The sequence below is a fragment of the Streptomyces sp. NPDC051243 genome (genome assembly GCF_044455405.1).
Classification (GTDB): Bacteria; Actinomycetota; Actinomycetes; order Streptomycetales; family Streptomycetaceae; genus Streptomyces.
On sequence record NZ_JBITES010000001.1, the window covers coordinates 563,664 to 580,692 of the forward strand.

Genomic DNA, 17,029 nt, shown 5'->3' on the forward strand with positions numbered 1-17,029 from the left:
TCTCTCAAACTGTGGGGGTCACCATGACGTCGCCGTACTACCTCAAGGGCAGCCCGCTGAACGTCCGCTTCAACAGCGTCGTCGGCTGGCTGGCCCGGCACGGGCTCAGCCTCGCGGGCTCGGCGGAGATGTCCGTGCGCGGACGCAAGAGCGGCAAGATGCAGCGCGTACCGGTCAATCCGCACACCTACGACGGCACGCAGTACCTCGTCTCGGCGCGCGGCCACTCCCAGTGGGTGCGCAACATGCGGGCCGCGGGCGGCGGGGAGCTGCGGGTCGGGCGCAAGGTGCGCGAGTTCACCGCGGTGGAGCTTCCCGACGAGGAGAAGCTCCCGATCCTGCGGACCTATCTGGAGAAGTGGGGCTGGGAGGTCAACCAGTACTTCCAGGGTGTCACCGCGAAGTCCTCCGACGAGGAGATCATCGCCTGCGCCCCCGACCACCCCGTCTTCCGGATCACCGTCAGGAAATGACCCAGGCCGCCGTCAGAGCACGCCCCGGGTCACCGTCCGGAAACGAACCTGTCCACCGTCAGGAAGCGGCCTCGTCGCCCGCCACCGCCGGACGGCGGTCCAGCGCCGTCAGGGCGCGGTGGGCCATCGGGTGGGTGCGGACGATCTCGGCCAGCGATGTGGAGCCACGGGTGATGTCCATGAACGCCTTCCAGGCCGGCCGGAAACCGGTCAGCGTCGCGTGGAAGAGACCGGGACGGCGCTCGAACACCGTCAGCAGACGCTTGCCGACGCTCATCTCCACGCCGAGGCCCGCCTTGATCGCGAAGGCGTAGTTCAGGGCCTGGCGCCGGGTGTCCACCGCGTCGTGCGCCTCGGCGATCCGCACCGCCCACTCCCCCGCGAGCCGCCCCGACCGCAGCGCGAACGAGATCCCCTCGCGCGTCCACGGCTCCAGCAGCCCCGCCGCGTCACCGCACACCAGCACCCGTCCGCGCGACAGCGGCGAGTCGTCGGCGCGGCAGCGGGTCAAGTGGCCGGAGGAGACGCTCGGTTCGAACCCGGCGAGCCCGAGCCGACCGATGAACTCCTCCAAGTACCGCTTGGTGGCCGCTCCTTCACCGCGCGCGGAGATCACCCCGACCGTGAGCGTGTCGCCCTTGGGGAACACCCAGCCGTAACTGCCGGGGATCGGCCCCCAGTCGATGAGGACCCGCCCCTTCCAGTCCTCGGCGACCGTCTCCGGCACCGGGATCTCCGATTCCAGGCCGAGATCCACCTGGTCGAGCTTCACCCCGACGTGTGCTCCTATGCGGCTCGCGCTGCCGTCCGCGCCGACCACGGCCCGCGCGAGCAGGGTCTCGCCGCCCTGCAGGACGACGGCGACGCTGCGGCGGTCCGGCACCGCCGAGCCGTGCTGCTCGACGCGCTGCACGGTGACGCCCGTGCGCAGTTCGGCGCCCGCCTTCTGCGCGTGCTCGACGAGCTGCTGGTCGAACTCGGGCCGGTTGATCAGCCCGAACAGCATCTGCTTGGAGCGGCGGGTCCGGGTGAAGCGGCCGTTGTTCGAGAACGTGACCGCGTGCACGCGGTCCCGGAAGGGCAGTTCGAAGCCGGGCGGGAGCGAGTCGCGCGAGGGGCCGATGATGCCGCCGCCGCAGGTCTTGTAGCGCGGCAGCTCCGCCTTCTCCAGCAACAGCACACGCCGTCCCGCGACCGCGGCCGCGTAAGCGGCCGAGGCCCCCGCGGGTCCCGCGCCCACCACGACGACGTCCCACACCCGCCGCACGTCGTCCGCCGAAGAGTTCTCGCTGCTCACGATGGTCTACTGCTCCCGATCAAGCCGCCGTCCTCCCCCACTCTCGACTTCGCTCGAGCGGGGGCACCCCCATCTGTCCCCCGCATCCTACGGCGGGCGTCGTCGCAGGCCGCTGTGGGAGGATCACAGCACTCATACGTACAACGTCGCACCCACAAGGAGCGTGCCCATGTCGTCGAATCCGGTCGCCGAGACCGTCGCCTCGCTCATGCCCAGGGCGAAGGCGGAGCTCACCGAGCTGGTGGCCTTCACATCGGTGGCGGACTTCGACCAGTTCCCGAAGAGCGAGAGCGAGGGCGCCGCCCGCTGGGTCGCCGACGCGCTGCGCGCCGAGGGCTTCGAGGACGTGGCGCTGCTGGACACCCCCGACGGCACGCAGTCGGTGTACGGCTACCTGCCCGGCCCCGAGGGCGCGAAGACGGTCCTGCTGTACGCCCACTACGACGTGCAGCCCCCGCTGGACGAGGCCGCCTGGCACACCCCGCCGTTCGAGCTGACCGAGCGCGACGGCCGCTGGTACGGACGCGGCGCCGCCGACTGCAAGGGCGGCGTGATCATGCACCTGCTCGCACTGCGCGCTCTGAAGGCGAACGGCGGCATACCCGTCCATATCAAGGTGATCGCCGAGGGCTCGGAGGAGATGGGCACGGGCGGTCTTGAGCGGTACGCCGAGGAGCACCCGGACCTGCTGGAGGCCGACACCATCGTGATCGGCGACGCGGGCAACTTCCGCGTCGGCCTGCCCACGGTCACCTCGACCCTGCGCGGCATGACCATGGTCCGCGTGCAGATCGACACGCTCGAGGGCAACCTGCACTCCGGCCAGTTCGGCGGGGCCGCGCCCGACGCGCTGGGCGCGCTGATCCGCGTACTGGACTCGCTGCGCGCGGAGGACGGTTCGACGACGGTCGACGGGCTGACCGACGGTTCGTCGTGGGAGGGGCTGAAGTACGACGAGGAGCAGTTCCGCCAGGACGCCAGGGTCCTCGACGGCGTCGAGCTGATCGGCTCCGGCACGGTCGCCGACCGTATCTGGGCCCGTCCGGCCGTCACGGTCCTCGGCATCGACTGCCCGCCGGTCGTCGGCGCCACCCCGTCCGTGCAGGCCAGTGCCCGCGCACTGATCAGCCTCCGGGTGCCGCCGGGCGTGGACGCCGCCGAGGCGACCAAGCTGCTCCAGGCCCACCTGGAGACGCACACGCCCTGGGGCGCCCGGGTACGCACCGAGCAGACGGGCCAGGGCCAGGCGTTCCGCGCCGACACCAGCAGCCCGGCGTACCAGGCGATGGCGGACGCGATGGCGGTGGCGTACCCCGGCCAGGAGATGCAGTACGCCGGCCAGGGCGGCTCGATCCCGCTGTGCAACACCCTCGCCGCCCTGTACCCGCACGCGGAGATCCTCCTCATCGGCCTGAGCGAGCCGGAGGCCCAGATCCACGCGGTGAACGAGAGCGTGTCCCCGCAGGAGCTGGAGCGCCTTTCGGTCGCCGAGGCGCTGTTCCTGCGCAACTACGCGGCGAGTTGAGGGATCGGGCGGTGAGGATGGGTCCATGATCCGCGCCTCGCGCCTCACCGCCCACACCGACATCGCCACGTCGCTCGCGCTTCTCTCCGACCATGACCTGGCGAGCCTCGTGGAGTCGGGCAGACCGCTCGGCCACAGGATCGGCGGGCGGTCGACGCTGATCGAGTGGACGGCACACGGGTGTTCGTGAAGCGAGTACCGCTCACCGACCTCGAATCACGGCCGGAGAACGTCCGCTGCACGGCGAACCTCTTCGGTGTGCCGCCCGGCTTCCACTACGGCACACTGGCGGGTCCTGCCCGAGCCTCCGCAGCCCCTTCCCGACGAACTGGCCGACGTGGAGACGGTCGTCGCCCACTGGGGTGGCGGCCCGCAGGTGCGCGAACGGATCGAGGCCCTATGCACAGCCTCCTCCGCCCTGGCGCTGTTCCTCGAGTACGTTCCGCACCCTGCACGACTGGCTCGGCTCCCAGCTCTCGACGGGTTTCGCGGAGGCGGCGTGCACCCTGCTGGAACAGGGACTCGAAGCCACCAACACCTTCCTGCACACGCACCGACTCCTGCACTTCGACGCACCACTTCCACAACATCCTCACCGACGGCCGGCAGCTCTACCTCACCGACTTCGGCCTGGCGCTCTCCCCACGCTTCCGGCTCACCCCGCGGGAGCGCGCCTTCTTCGACCGTCATCGTCACTACGACCGCGCCTACACCGGCTGGTACCGGGTGATCTGGCTGGTCACCGAGTTGTACGGGCATCGCGGGCAGGAACGCCACGCCTTCGTCCGGGCGTGTGCCGACGGCGCACGGCCCGGCGGCGGGATCCCGGAGTCCGCCGCCGGGATCATCACCCGGTATGCCCGAGGCGCCGTCCTCATGGGCGAGTTCGTGCAGCGGCTGCAGCAGGAGAGCAGGCTGACGCCCTACCTGTACGAGGCAGTGCGTGCCGCGCTTCAGGACGTCGGAATCCCGGCCTCCAGATAGAGCGCCGCCCCACGCTCCCGCGCCCGCAGCGCCCAGCGCAGCCGCTCGAAGCGCACCGGGGGCAGCAGCTCGGCGGCCTCCTCCTCGGTCACGAAGCGCCACTCGCGCAGCTCGGGTCCGGGCAGCAGAAGGCGTTCGGCCTCCGTGGAGTCGAGGCGGCCGCCGTCGAAGAGGAGACGCAGACCTCCGTAGCCGGGAGGCTTGGGCCGCTCCCAGTCGACGACCAGGAGGCGCGGCACGTCCTCCAGCCGTATCCCCGTCTCCTCCGCGACCTCGCGCATGCCCGCGCGCGCGGGCGCCTCGCCGGGTTCGACGACTCCGCCGGGGAACTCCCAGCCGGCCTTGTAGGTCGGGTCGACGAGCAGCACGCGGTCCTGCTCGTCGAAGAGGAGGACCCCCGAGGCGAGGGTCTCGGAGGTGGGCTCCGGCGTCTGCACGATGTCGCAGACGGGGACGGCGCCGCCGCCGACCGCCTCGGCGATCCGGACGGCGGTCTCGTACGGCGTGAGGCCGCTGTTGTCCACCGGATAGGCGTCCGCGGCCAGCCAGGCGGCGAGGGCGGCGCGGTACGGCTCTATGTGGTCGTACGACCACTGCCGGATCCGTATCTCGCCGTCGGGCAGCTCTGGCGGGATCTCCCGCCCTGCTATCCGCTCCCGCAGGATCGTTTCCGCCGGGGCGAGGAGGATGTGCTGGACGGTGATGCGGCGGGCGGCGAGGCCGCCGAAGATCTCGTCGCGGTACTCCTGGCGCAGCAGCGTCATCGGGACCACGAGCGTCCCGCCCAGCTCGGCGTGGAGCGCGGCCGCCGTGTCGATCACCAGACGTCGCCAGATCGGCAGGTCCTGGAAGTCACCGACCTCGGTGAGGTGTTTGGGCGGGAGCAGATGGGTGAGCGCTCCGCCGATGACCTCGGGGTCGAAGAGCGTGCTGTTCGGGATCAGCTCGATCAGGTCCCGTGCGGTGGTGGTCTTCCCCGCACCGAACGCACCGTTGATCCAGACGATCACGTTTCCCCCTCTTCTGTTGGCCCCCTGTGGCTTGCCCGCTCCACAGTGCCACGGAAACCACCTCCCGTAGAGGGCGCATGACCACGGCGCCGGAGTCCCCGCGGGTGCGGGGGCTCCGGCGCCGTGTGGTCGGGGCGGTGGGCTCGTCAGCGCTTCTTGCCGTGCGGGGCGTTGTTCACGGCCCGGTCCGTTTCGCGGTTGATGGCCTTGCCGAAGGTGTTCAGGGCCTGGTCCACGTTGACGCCGGCGAGCTTGGTCTCGCCGCCGGCGAGCTTCATCCCTCCGGCCTCTCCGCCGGGGAGCCTCAGGCCCCCGCCGATGCCCGGAGTCTCCGTGGAAGGGGTCCCGGTGACAGGGGCCTCGGCGCCGTGGGACGGAGTGACCGCCGCGACGACGAATCCGGTGGCCAGGGAGGCGATGGCGAGCATGCTGCGCTTCTTCATGACCGGTTCAACTGCGAAACGGGAGCGTGAGTCACGCCTCGGCTCAGGACAATCGGGACACCGCCGGAACCGCGGCGCCGGGCCGCCGCCGGCCGCCCCGGCGCAGCCGCACCCGCTGTGCGAGGTCCTGGGCCGCCTCCTGCCATTCGCCGTGCTCGAAGGTGAACCCCGCGTCGAGCAGCCGGCCGGGGACGACCCGTCGGCTCTTGAGCAGCAGTTCGGTGTCGGAGCGCAGCGCGAACGCGCCGATCTCCGCCATCCACTTGGTCGCGGGCAGGCCCATGGGGATGCCCCACGCGGAGCGCAGCGCCCGCATGAACGCGCGCTGCGGCAGCGGTTCGGGGGCGGCGAGGTTCACCGGTCCGGTGAGATCGTCGCGGTCGACCAGGAAGTCGACCGCACGGACGAAGTCTCGCTCGTGGATCCAGGAGACGTACTGCGCCCCGCCCGCGACGGGGCCGCCGAGGCCCAGCCGGGCCAGCCCCAGCAGGACGTCGAAGACGCCGCCGCGATCGTGGCTCATCACCATGGCGGAGCGCAGGGCGACCTTGCGGGTCCGCGGGGTGTCGGCCTCCTGCTGGGCCTGCTCCCAGGCCTTGGCGATCTCGACGCTGTACGCCCAGTAGTCCGGCACACCGGGCTCGCTGCCGCCGATGACGCCCGTCGCCTCGTCGTTGGGCGCGTCGAAGCGGTGGGCGTAGACGGTCGCCGTGCTCATCTGCAGCCAGACCCGGGGCGGCCGGGCGGCACGCGCGATCGCCTCGCCCACGACCTGGGTCGAGTGCACCCGCGAATCCATCATGGCCTGCAAATTGGGTGCGGTGTAGCGGCAGCTGACGCTGCGCCCGGCCAGATTGATCACGATGTCGCTGCCGTCGATCACCTCGGCCCACGGCCCCAGGGTCTCACCGTCCCAGCGGACTTCGCGGCCCCGCGCGGGCCGCCTGGTCAGCACCACGACATCATGGCCCGCGGCTGTCAGTGCGCGGTTCAGGATGGCGCCCACCTGCCCGGTTCCCCCGGGGATCACTATCTTCATCGGCTTCCCCATCTCGTGTGAGCACGAGCGTACCGCACCTCTTGAACATGTTCAAAAAGGCTGCCGGGCAGACCGTCGGCGCCACCAGTGCCCCACGCACCGCTACTTGGCCTCCATGGGCACCCATCACCCCGTGCGTGAGGCGGCCATGACCCGCGCATGCGGTCATCTCGCCCGCGCAGGATCGAGGGAACGTAGCGATGGGTGACGTTCACAACCGCACAGCATGCACAGCATGCACAGCCCGCGCAGCCCGCAGAAAACCGGTTCGGCACACCCGCGGCGCCAGCCCGAAAAAACGACGGTCTCACCCTCACCCCGCCCAGGGGTTGTTGACCATCTCCCGCGAAGTGCGCGGACAAGGATCCGGGCAGCCCCGCCCTCACCCGCAACCGGGGAACGGCGGAGCAGCGGAACAGCGGAGCAGCGGAACAGCGGAACGTTCCTGCCCGGCCCCCTCAGACCGTCGCCGCGTCCGTTCTCCCCGCCAGCGCCGCCGCCGCGGCTCCCACCAGCCCCGCGTCCGTTCCCATCTGGGCCGGCGTGATGGACAGTCGCTGGACGAAGGACAGGGTGGCGTAGTCGGTCAGGGCCTTGCGCAGGGGCGTGAAGAGGACGTCGCCCGCCTTGCCGACGCCTCCGCCGATCACGGCGATGTCGATCTCGACCAGCGTCGCGGTGGCCGCGATCCCGGCGGCGAGGGCCTGCGCGGCACGCTCGAAGGAGGCGACGGCGACCGGGTCGCCCTCGCGTGCGGCGGCGGCCACCGCGGCCGCGGACGTGTCGCCGTCCGGTCCCGGCTGCCAGCCGTTGTCCAGCGCGCGCCGGGCGATGTTGGGGCCGCTGGCGATGCGCTCCACGCAACCGCGCGAACCACACGGGCACTCGGCGCCGTCCAGGTCCACGCTGATGTGTCCGATGTGGCCGGCGTTCCCGGTGGGCCCGGGGTGCAGGCGGCCGTTCAGGACCAGGCCCCCGCCGACGCCCGTGGAGACGACCATGCAGAGGGCGTTGTCATGACCCCGTGCCGCTCCCTGCCAGTGCTCGGCCGCCGTGATGGCCACGCCGTCGCCGATCAGCTCGACAGGCAGCCCGCCGGCCGCCTCCCGAACCCGCCGGACCAGCGGATAGTCACGCCAGCCGGGCACGTTCACGGGACTGACGGTGCCCGCCGAGGCGTCCACCGGTCCCGCGCTGCCGATGCCGAGGGCTGTGGCGCGCCCCCACAGGGGCGACGCGGCGAGTTCGCCGACGACCTCCTCGACGGCCCGCATCACCGTCTCGCCGTCCTCCCGCGCAGGCGTCGCGCGCTGAGCCCGGACCACGATCGTGCCGTGGCCGTCCACCAGCGCTCCGGCGATCTTGGTGCCGCCGATGTCGAGCGCAGCCACGAGGTCGGTGTGCATTGGTGTCAGTTCTCCCCGTCAACCATTCGGAACTCCCCATCAACCACGGGAATTGGGCGAGCCGGTCTCGCGGTGGGGGCGCAGGCCGGAGATTGCGGTGGACAGTGTCCCCCGGATCTGACAACGTTGTCCAGGCTCTATGCTCGACGCCACATCCTCATACAAACCCATGGACCGACGCATCCCCATGGACCGACGCATCTGCGCGAATCGCCGTAGGCCCGTGGCCGGACGCATCTTCGCGGATCGCCGTAGGCCATGGACCGACGCATTCGCGTGGACGACGACAGGACAGGACACCGCATCGTGCCCGAGGCCATCCGCCGATCCGACCACCCCGCCGACCGCCTCGTCGGGACTCGCTACGGCAACCGTCCGACCATGAAGGACGTCGCGGCGCGTGCCGGAGTCGGTCTGAAGACCGTCTCGCGCGTGGTCAACGGGGAGCCCGGAGTCACCCCGGAGACGGAGCGCCGCGTCCAGGAGGCCATCGACGCGCTGGGCTTTCGCCGCAACGACAGCGCGCGGGTGCTGCGCAAGGGCCGTACGGCGAGCATCGGCCTGGTCCTGGAGGATCTCGCGGACCCTTTCTACGGTCCGCTCAGCCGGGCCGTCGAGGAGGTCGCCCGGGCGCACGGTGCCCTGCTGATCAACGGCTCCAGCGCCGAGGACCCCGACCGCGAGCAGGAGCTGGCGCTCGCGCTGTGCGCACGGCGGGTGGACGGGCTGCTGATCATTCCGGCCGGTGACGATCACCGGTATCTGGAGCCCGAGCTGAAGGCGGGCGTCGCCACGGTGTTCGTGGACCGCCCGGCCGGGAAGATCGACGCCGACTGCGTCCTGTCCGACAACTACGGCGGCGCCCGGGACGGCGTCGCCCACCTCATCGCCCATGGCCACCGCAGGATCGGCTTCATCGGCGACATGCCCCGTATCCACACGGCCGCGGAGCGCCTGCGCGGGTACCGGGCCGCGATGGAGGACGCGGGCATACCGGTGGAGGACTCCTGGATGTCCCTGGGCGTCACAGACCCGCAGCGGGTGCGTGACGCGGCCGAGGGGATGCTCTCCGGCCCCTCCCCGGTCACCGCGATCTTCGCGGGCAACAACCGGGTGACGGTCACCGTGATCCGTGTCCTCGCCGAACAGACCCGGCGTGTCGCCCTCATCGGTTTCGACGACATCGAACTGGCCGACCTGCTGGAGCCGGGCGTCACGGTCGTCGCGCAGGACGCGGCGGCGATCGGCCGTACCGCCACCGAGCGGCTGTTCCGCCAGCTGGACGGCACCCTGATCACCCCGGAACGCATCGAGCTGCCGACGCGGCTCATCACCCGCGGCTCGGGCGAGCTGCCGCCGGCGGACTGAGCGGCCTGTGGAGGACCGCACAGGCGGGTCGTGGCTGCCCCGGCGCGGGCGCACCTTGGAGGCGCTCGGCCTGGCCGAGGCGCCGCGCGAGCATCCGTTGCGCTATCCGGGCGCCTGGCCGCAGGGCTCCGGGCTCCTCGACGGGGACCGGCTGCTGCCGCTCGACCGCCTGGTGTACGACGACCGAGTCCCCGTTCTCGCGGTCGGTTCCAACGCCTGTCCGGGCCAGCTGCGGCACAAGATGGCCGAGTTCGGGATCGTCTCCCCCGTCCCGATGGTGAAGGCACGGGTCACCGGCATCGAGGTGGGTGTCTCCGCGCATGTCAGCCGCATGGGGTACGTGTCCGCGTCACCGTTCCACGCGCCCGGCCGCTTACGGGAGTTGTTCGTCCTCTGGCTCGACGCCGAGCAGCTCGCGGTGATCGACGCGAGCGAGGGCGTGCCGGCGCCGAACGGCAACTACGGCCGCCCGTGGCTGCCGGCATCCGACGTGCGGATCGAGCTGGCGGACGGCAGCACCCTCCCGGGCGCCTTCGCGTACGTCAACCGCCATGGCGTCCTGCACAACGGCTCCGACGCGCCGCGCACCCACCCCGGCCAGCGGCCGCTGCTCACCGAACTCCTGCTGGGCTCGGCCCGGTTGCGGGAGCTGTTCGGTGTCACCGCCGAGGAGTTCTGCGCGCGGGCGCGTGCCGACGCGGGGCTGTGCGCCGCGGGCACGCGGCTGTTCAGGGACGAGAAACTGGTGACCGCCTCCGGGCTGGAGAGGCACCTCCGGGTGCGGCGGGGCCGAGTTCAGCGCCCGGCCCGGCACCCCTGAGGTCAGCAGACCGGAAGCCCGGGCACCGGTTCGTCGTTGTTGCCGCCCTCGATGTAGACGTCGCTGACGAAGACGCCGGTGTTGCCGCTGTCGTCATCCGTCCTGGCCCACCAGACGTTGGTCCACTCGCCGTAGGTCTCGCGGCGGCCCAGGTTCTGCTGGCAGTAGAAATAGTTGGTGCCCGCGTTGAGGACGCCGACCTCGGCGCCGGAGGCGGTGTACGACTTGGCCTGTTTCCAGACCTGGCAGTTGTACTTGCCGCCGCCGATGGAGTGACAGACCGGGGCCTGGGTGGTGGTGCCGCCCCCGCCCGTCGTGCCGCCGCCGGAGGTTCCTCCCCCGCCGGTCGTGCCCCCGTCGCCGGAACCGCCGCCGCTCGTGCCGCCGTTGGTGCCGCCACCGCCCGATGTACTGGTCGGGGACGCGGTGGGCCGGTCGCTCGGCCCGGTCTCCGTCGAGCGGCTCGGTGTCCTGGTCGCGCCGGGTTTCTTCTCGTCGTCCTTCTCGGTGAGACCCGATTCGCCCGAGCGCTCGGCGTCGGGGCTGCCGGTCTGCGGGGCGTCGGCGTCCGGGGAGGTGGCGGACGACGAGGTCGCCTTTGCCTCGTCCTTGCTGTCGCCCGTGTTGTTCACCAGCGCCACCGTGGTCCCGGCCGCCGCGAGCACGACGGTGACGGCCACGGCGGCGAGCAGGGCGCGGCCCTTGCGCCGGGTGGGCGTGTCGGAGGACGCGCTCATCGGGCCGGTGGGGGCCGAGTCGTGCGACGCCGGGGCGGGACCGGCGAAGCCGTGCGGGGGCTGGCCGGACGGCACTGGCGCACCGCCGTACGGTGCGGGAGCCGCATGTCCGAGGATGCCGTGTGCGGCTCCGGGTGGGGCGGGGTGGCCGTGTGCGGCTGGCCCGGGGTGGCCGTGGCCGGCCTGGCCGGCGACGCCGAAGCTCTGGGCCGGTGGCGTGTCCTGTCCGGGGGGCGGGGGGCCCTGCACTCCCGCCGCGCCCTGTCCCGCGGGCCCTTGCGGCCCCGGAGCGGCCTGTCCCTGATGACCGAAGTGCGGCGCCCCGGGCACGCCGGGCGCGCCTGAGGGTGGAGCGCCCTGCCCCGGCGTGCCGAGGCCTTGAGCCCCCGGCGCGCCGACGCCCTCGCCGCCGTACGCCGGCGCGCCTGACGCGAGTCCCTGCCTGTCCGCCGCCGTGGGCCCGAGCCCCTGTGGCGCCGAGGGAACTCCGCGCTCCGTCTCCTCCTCCACAGGCCCGATGCCCGCAGTCCCCCGCAGCGCCGTGGTCGGCGAGTCCGTGCCGCCCGTGTCCGCGACTGCCTGGAGGAGCTCCCGCGCCTCGTGGGCCTCGGGACGGGACTCGGGCCGCTTGTCCATGAGCCGCTGCAGGACGGGGCCGAGGGGCCCGGCGTTACGGGGCTCCGGCAGGGGCTCGGTGACGATCGCGGTGAGCGTGGAGAAGGTCGACGTACGGCGGAAGGGCGCGGAGCCCTCCACCGCCGCGTACAGCGTGGCGCCCAGCGCCCAGACGTCCGAGGAGGGGCCCGGATCGCCGCCCTGGGCGCGCTCGGGGGCCATGTAGTCCAGGGAGCCGACGAGATGGCCGGTGCGGGTCAGATGGGTGGCCGAGCCGTCGCCCGGGTCGTCCATCGTCGCGATGCCGAAGTCGGTGAGCACGACGCGGCCCGAGCCGTCGAGCAGGATGTTGCCGGGCTTGACGTCACGGTGCAGGACGCCGGCGCGGTGGGCGGCCGCCAGCGCGTCCATGACCTTGGCGCCGATCCCGGCCGCCTCGCGCGGGTCGAGCGGGCCGCTCTGGCGCAGCACTCGCTCCAGGGAGGGGCCGTCGACCAGCTCCATGACGATCAGAGGGCGTCCGTCGACCTCGGTGACGTCGTGGATCGCCACGACGCCGGGGTGGCGCACTCTGGCCGCAGCGCGGGCCTCGCGCTGCATCCGCAGCCGCAGATCGGCGAGTTCGGGACCGTCGGCGTCGCTGTAGGTGCGCAGTTCCTTGACGGCGACCTCGCGGCCGAGGACCTCGTCGACGGCCTTCCAGACCACGCCCATGCCGCCGCGCCCGAGCTGCGACACGACGCGGTAGCGCCCGGCCAGCAGCCGACCGGCCGCATCCGGCTGTCCGTTCTCCCCCGATGACACCGCTGCCCCGTTCCTGTGACACGTCAATGCGTCCGTACAGAGTAAGGGGCGGCGGTGACAACTCCAGCCGGTGGTGGCGGATGTGAAGGGCCCGCTACTGGGCGGAGACCGTAAGGTCGCCGCGCCGGGGCGACGCGAAGCCCTCCAGATCGGCGCGGGTCAGTCCGGTCAGCCGGGCGACCTCGGCGATGTCGAGGGCGCCGCAGTCCAGGCCGCGCAGCAGATAGCCGCTGAGCGCCTTCGCGGTGGCGGGCTCGTCCATCACGTCACCGCCGGCCCGGTTGGCGTACCGGGCGAGACGGGCCGCGGCCTGCTCGAAACCTTCACGGTAGAAGGCGAAGACCGCCGCATACCGGGTGGGGATGTGGCCGGGGTGCATGTCCCAGCCCTGGTAGTAGGCGCGGGCCAGCGCCCGCCGCGTCAGGCCGTAGTGCAGCCGCCAGGCGTCGTGGACCTTCTCGGTCGTACCGACCGGCAGCACGTTCGTCGAGCCGTCCGAGACCCGTACGCCCGTGCCGGCGGCCGCGACCTGCATGATCGCCTTGGCGTGGTCGGCGGCCGGATGGTCGCTGGCCTGGTAGGCGGCGGAGACGCCGAGGCAGGCGCTGTAGTCGAAGGTGCCGTAGTGCAGGCCCGTGGCGCGGCCCTCGGCGGCCTGGATCATGCGGGCCACGGTCGCGGTGCCATCGGTGGCGAGGATGGACTGGCTGGTCTCGATCTGGATCTCGAAGCCGATCCGGCCGGGCTCCAGCCCGCGCGCCTTCTCGAACTCCTCCAGGAGCCGCACCATGGCGGTGACCTGCTCGGGGTAGGTCACCTTGGGCAGGGTGAGCACCAGCCCGTCGGGCAGGCCGCCGGCCTCCATCAGGCCGGTGAGGAAGATGTCGAGGGTGCGGATGCCGCGGTCGCGTACGGGCGCCTCCATGCACTTCATGCGGATGCCCATGTACGGCGCCGCCGTGCCGTCCTCGTACGCCCGGGCGATCAGCCGTGCCGCGCGGGCGGCCGCCTCGTCCTCCTCGGCGTCCGGGCGGGGGCCGTAGCCGTCCTCGAAGTCCACGCGCAGGTCCTCGATGGGCTCGCGTTCCAGCTTGGCGCGCACGCGCGCGTGGACGGGCTCGGCGAGCTCGTCGGACAGGCCGAGGACGGCCGCGAAGGAGGCGGCGTCCGGGGCATGTTCGTCGAGGAGCGCGAGTGCCTGGTCCCCCCAGGAGCGGACGGTGTCGGCGGCGAAGACGTCTCCGGGGACGTAGACCGTGTGGACGGGCTGGCGGGTGCCGGGGTCTCCGGGGTAGCGGCGCTCCAGCTCGGCGTCGACCGGCGCGAGGGAGGCGCTGATCTCCTCGCTGACGGCGCCCGCGAGGCTCGTCGCCACCTTCTCCTGCTGGCCCTGGCCCATCCCACATCCTCCTGATTTCCGCGATACGGAATCAACAATCCGTAGAACGAAGTTATCCGGGGACCTTCCGGCTGGTCAACACCATGTCCACGGGAAGTCACTCCCCCATCTCGCCATGTTCACGCCCAACTCAGGACGCGGTATCACACTTCCATACGCACGCCCCGCACGACTCGTCCGGCAGTTCCCACCGAAGGAGCCTCAGTGCCGAACCACAGCCGAGTCACGCGCCGTCTGGGCCTCAAGGCCGCGTTGGCCGCGGCGGTCACCGCGCCCCTCTCCAGTACAGCACTGTCCACGTCCGCCGCCTCGGCGGGCGAGCGCACGGCCCGCCGCCGGCTGCAGGTCATGTCCTTCAACCTACGCTTCGCGAGCACCACCGAACCCCACAGCTGGACCGTGCGCAGACCGGTGATGCGCGAGCTGCTGCGCCGTGAGGCCCCGCACGTCATCGGCACCCAGGAGGGAATCTTCTCCCAGCTGCTCGACATCGACTCCGACCTCGGCCGGCACTACGACTGGGTGGGCACCGGCCGGCTGCACGGCAGCCGCGACGAGTCCATGGCCGTCTTCTACGACTCCCGCCGACTGCGGCCGACCGAGTACGACCACTTCTGGCTCTCCGACACCCCGGACGTGATCGGCTCCAACACCTGGGGCGCCGCCTTCCCCCGCATGGTCACCTGGGTCCGGTTCCGCGATCTGGCCGACGGGGCACGGGAGTTCTACGTCCTCAACACGCACTTCGACCATGTCGGCCAGTACGCGCGCGAGCGCAGCGCCAAGCTCATCGCCGAGCGCATCGCCGGCTTCGACCGCTCCCTGCCGGTCCTGGTGACCGGGGACTTCAATGTCGCCGCCCACAAGAACATGGTGTACGACACCCTGCTCGCCGCCGGCCTCGTCGACACCTGGGACACCGCGGCCGAGCGCAGCGCGCTGTACGCGACCTTCCACGGCTACAAGCCGCTGACGCCGAACGGCGACCGCATCGACTGGATCCTGAGTACGCCCGGCGTCACGACGCACCGGGCGACGATCAACACGTTCTCCTCCGACGGCCAGTTCCCCAGCGACCATCTGCCCGTACAGGCGTCCCTGACCCTGGGACAGACCGAGGCCCCCGTGACCGTCGGCACGGTCACGGGGGCCTCGTAGTGCCCGTTCGGGATCAGCCCTTGCGGGCCTTGATCTCCTCGGTCAGGGCCGGGACGACGTCGAAGAGGTCACCGACCACGCCGTAGTCGACCAGCTCGAAGATCGGGGCCTCGGCGTCCTTGTTGATCGCCACGATCGTCTTCGAGGTCTGCATACCGGCGCGGTGCTGGATCGCGCCGGAGATGCCGGAGGCGATGTACAGCTGCGGCGAGACGCTCTTGCCGGTCTGGCCGACCTGGTTGGTGTGCGGGTACCAGCCGGCGTCCACCGCGGCACGCGAGGCACCGACGGCCGCGCCGAGGGAGTCGGCGAGGGCCTCGATGATCGCGAAGTTCTCCGCGCCGTTGACGCCACGGCCACCGGAGACCACGATCGCGGCCTCGGTCAGCTCCGGACGCCCGGTCGACTCACGCGGCGTGCGCGCGGTCACCTTGGTGCCGGTGGCCTGGGCCGAGAAGGTGACGGACAGGGCCTCGACCGCACCGGCGGCCGGGGCGGCCTCCACGGCGGCCGAGTTCGGCTTGACCGTGATGACCGGGGTGCCCTTGGAGACACGGGACTTGGTGGTGAAGGACGCGGCGAACACCGACTGGGTGGCCACAGGGCCCTCGTCGCCGGCCTCGAGGTCGACGGCGTCGGTGATGATGCCGGAGCCGATGCGCAGCGCCAGACGGGCGGCGATCTCCTTGCCCTCGGCGGAGGACGGCACCAGCACGGCGGCCGGGGAGACGGCCTCGACGGCGGCCTGGAGGGCGTCGACCTTCGGGACGACCAGGTAGTCGGCGTACTCGGCGGCCTCGTGGGTGAGGACCTTGACCGCGCCGTGCTCGGCGAGGGCGGCGGCGGTGTCGGCGGCGCCGTTGCCCAGCGCGACCGCGACCGGCTCGCCGACGCGGCGGGCCAGGGTCAGCAGCTCCAGGGTGGGCTTGCGGACGGCGCCGTCCACGTGGTCGACGTAGACGAGAACTTCAGCCATGGGATTGCTCTCCTGCGGATTGCGAAGTCTGAGGGGCGGAAGGGGAGTTGAGCCTCAAGCGGGCCAGCGACCCTTAGATGAACTTCTGGCTCGCGAGGAACTCGGCGAGCTGCTTGCCGCCCTCGCCCTCGTCCTTGACGATCGTGCCGGCGGTGCGGGCCGGACGCTCGGCCGCGGCGTCCACGACGGTGTAGGCACCCTCGAGACCGACCTCCTCGGCCTCGATGTCGAGGTCGGAGAGGTCCCAGGACTCCACCGGCTTCTTCTTGGCGGCCATGATGCCCTTGAAGGACGGGTAGCGCGCCTCGCCCGACTGGTCGGTGACCGACACGACGGCCGGCAGGGAGGCCTCGAGCTGCTCGGAGGCGGCGTCGCCGTCCCGGCGGCCCTTGACCGTGCCGTCCTCGACGGAGACCTCGGACAGCAGGGTCACCTGCGGGACGCCCAGGCGCTCGGCCAGCAGGGCCGGTACGACGCCCATGGTGCCGTCGGTGGAGGCCATGCCGGAGATCACCAGGTCGTAGCCGGCCTTCTCGATCGCCTTGGCCAGCACCAGCGAGGTGCCGAGGGCGTCGGTGCCGTGCAGGTCGTCGTCCTCGACGTGGATCGCCTTGTCGGCGCCCATGGACAGCGCCTTGCGCAGGGCGTCCTTGGCGTCCTCGGGGCCCACCGTCAGGACGGTGATCTCCACGTCGTCGTCGGAGTTCTCGGAGATCTGCAGCGCCTGCTCGACCGCGTACTCGTCGAGCTCGGAGAGCAGACCGTCCACGTCGTCCCGGTCGACGGTCAGGTCATCGGCGAAGTGCCGGTCGCCAGTGGCGTCGGGCACGTACTTCACAGTGACAACGATCCTCAAGCTCACGCCGGCTCTCCTACTGCGTCGACATTTCTCTGCTGCCTACTTGCAGGCAGCATAGGCGCCCCAAGTGGCCGTTCCCGCTCGGGGCGACCCGCGCTCCGAGCGAAATATTACTC

Annotated in this window: 16 protein-coding genes; 7 read left to right on the plus strand and 9 right to left on the minus strand. The window is 71.7% G+C overall.

Features of this window, described 5'->3' with window-relative positions:
* The first annotated feature begins 23 nt into the window (after nt 1–23).
* Nucleotides 24–473 (plus strand): nitroreductase family deazaflavin-dependent oxidoreductase, encoded by a 450-nt coding sequence (locus tag ACIBAG_RS02490; protein WP_399100051.1) that lies wholly within the window; start codon nt 24–26, stop codon nt 471–473.
* Between the two features lie 58 nt (nt 474–531).
* Here the strand turns inward: ACIBAG_RS02490 and ACIBAG_RS02495 are convergent, their stop codons facing one another.
* On the minus strand, nt 532–1,770 hold the full coding sequence (locus ACIBAG_RS02495; protein ID WP_399100054.1) for a geranylgeranyl reductase family protein: 1,239 nt from the start codon (nt 1,768–1,770) through the stop codon (nt 532–534).
* Between the two features lie 169 nt (nt 1,771–1,939).
* Here ACIBAG_RS02495 and ACIBAG_RS02500 point away from each other — a divergent pair, with 169 nt between their 5' ends.
* From ACIBAG_RS02500 to ACIBAG_RS02510, 3 genes are all read left to right on the plus strand, one after another.
* On the plus strand, nt 1,940–3,295 hold the full coding sequence (locus tag ACIBAG_RS02500) for a dipeptidase (protein ID WP_399100057.1): 1,356 nt from the start codon (nt 1,940–1,942) through the stop codon (nt 3,293–3,295).
* 25 nt (nt 3,296–3,320) lie between these two features.
* The gene (locus tag ACIBAG_RS02505; protein WP_399100059.1) at nt 3,321–3,485 is read left to right on the plus strand and encodes a hypothetical protein; all 165 of its coding nucleotides are present in this window, start codon (nt 3,321–3,323) and stop codon (nt 3,483–3,485) included.
* Nucleotides 3,486–4,021: 536 nt separating this feature from the next.
* The gene (locus ACIBAG_RS02510) at nt 4,022–4,279 is read left to right on the plus strand and encodes a hypothetical protein (protein WP_399100061.1); all 258 of its coding nucleotides are present in this window, start codon (nt 4,022–4,024) and stop codon (nt 4,277–4,279) included.
* Here ACIBAG_RS02510 and ACIBAG_RS02515 read toward each other — a convergent pair.
* From ACIBAG_RS02515 to ACIBAG_RS02530, 4 genes are all read right to left on the minus strand, one after another.
* The gene (locus ACIBAG_RS02515) at nt 4,249–5,289 is read right to left on the minus strand and encodes an NUDIX domain-containing protein (protein WP_399100064.1); all 1,041 of its coding nucleotides are present in this window, start codon (nt 5,287–5,289) and stop codon (nt 4,249–4,251) included. The genes ACIBAG_RS02510 and ACIBAG_RS02515 overlap by 31 nt on opposite strands.
* 146 nt (nt 5,290–5,435) lie before the next feature.
* The gene (locus ACIBAG_RS02520; protein WP_399100583.1) at nt 5,436–5,732 is read right to left on the minus strand and encodes a hypothetical protein; all 297 of its coding nucleotides are present in this window, start codon (nt 5,730–5,732) and stop codon (nt 5,436–5,438) included.
* Between the two features lie 43 nt (nt 5,733–5,775).
* Nucleotides 5,776–6,771 carry a TIGR01777 family oxidoreductase gene (locus ACIBAG_RS02525; RefSeq protein WP_399100065.1) on the minus strand — a complete coding sequence of 332 codons (996 nt, stop codon included), beginning with the start codon at nt 6,769–6,771 and terminating at the stop codon, nt 5,776–5,778.
* 458 nt (nt 6,772–7,229) lie between these two features.
* A complete protein-coding gene (locus ACIBAG_RS02530; protein WP_399100067.1) occupies nt 7,230–8,177 on the minus strand; it encodes an ROK family protein in 948 nt (315 codons plus the stop codon).
* A 258-nt stretch (nt 8,178–8,435) separates the two neighbouring features.
* Between ACIBAG_RS02530 and ACIBAG_RS02535 the strand changes: the two genes are divergently transcribed.
* Complete coding sequence (locus ACIBAG_RS02535; RefSeq protein WP_399100069.1) at nt 8,436–9,545, plus strand: LacI family DNA-binding transcriptional regulator; 1,110 nt, start codon at nt 8,436–8,438, stop codon at nt 9,543–9,545.
* 7 nt (nt 9,546–9,552) lie between these two features.
* Nucleotides 9,553–10,365, plus strand: coding sequence for a hypothetical protein (locus ACIBAG_RS02540; protein WP_399100071.1), 813 nt, complete (start codon nt 9,553–9,555; stop codon nt 10,363–10,365).
* Nucleotides 10,366–10,367: 2 nt separating this feature from the next.
* On the opposite strand, the gene ACIBAG_RS02545 is transcribed toward ACIBAG_RS02540, so the two are convergent.
* Nucleotides 10,368–12,521 (minus strand): protein kinase, encoded by a 2,154-nt coding sequence (locus ACIBAG_RS02545; RefSeq protein ID WP_399100073.1) that lies wholly within the window; start codon nt 12,519–12,521, stop codon nt 10,368–10,370.
* 94 nt (nt 12,522–12,615) lie between these two features.
* The gene (locus tag ACIBAG_RS02550; RefSeq protein ID WP_399100076.1) at nt 12,616–13,920 is read right to left on the minus strand and encodes a DUF6986 family protein; all 1,305 of its coding nucleotides are present in this window, start codon (nt 13,918–13,920) and stop codon (nt 12,616–12,618) included.
* Nucleotides 13,921–14,124: 204 nt separating this feature from the next.
* Between ACIBAG_RS02550 and ACIBAG_RS02555 the strand changes: the two genes are divergently transcribed.
* A complete protein-coding gene (locus ACIBAG_RS02555; protein ID WP_399100078.1) occupies nt 14,125–15,078 on the plus strand; it encodes an endonuclease/exonuclease/phosphatase family protein in 954 nt (317 codons plus the stop codon).
* Between the two features lie 13 nt (nt 15,079–15,091).
* On the opposite strand, the gene ACIBAG_RS02560 is transcribed toward ACIBAG_RS02555, so the two are convergent.
* Nucleotides 15,092–16,054, minus strand: coding sequence for an electron transfer flavoprotein subunit alpha/FixB family protein (locus ACIBAG_RS02560; RefSeq protein ID WP_399100080.1), 963 nt, complete (start codon nt 16,052–16,054; stop codon nt 15,092–15,094).
* A 73-nt stretch (nt 16,055–16,127) separates the two neighbouring features.
* Nucleotides 16,128–16,916, minus strand: coding sequence for an electron transfer flavoprotein subunit beta/FixA family protein (locus ACIBAG_RS02565; RefSeq protein WP_399100082.1), 789 nt, complete (start codon nt 16,914–16,916; stop codon nt 16,128–16,130).
* Nucleotides 16,917–17,029: the final 113 nt, after the last annotated feature.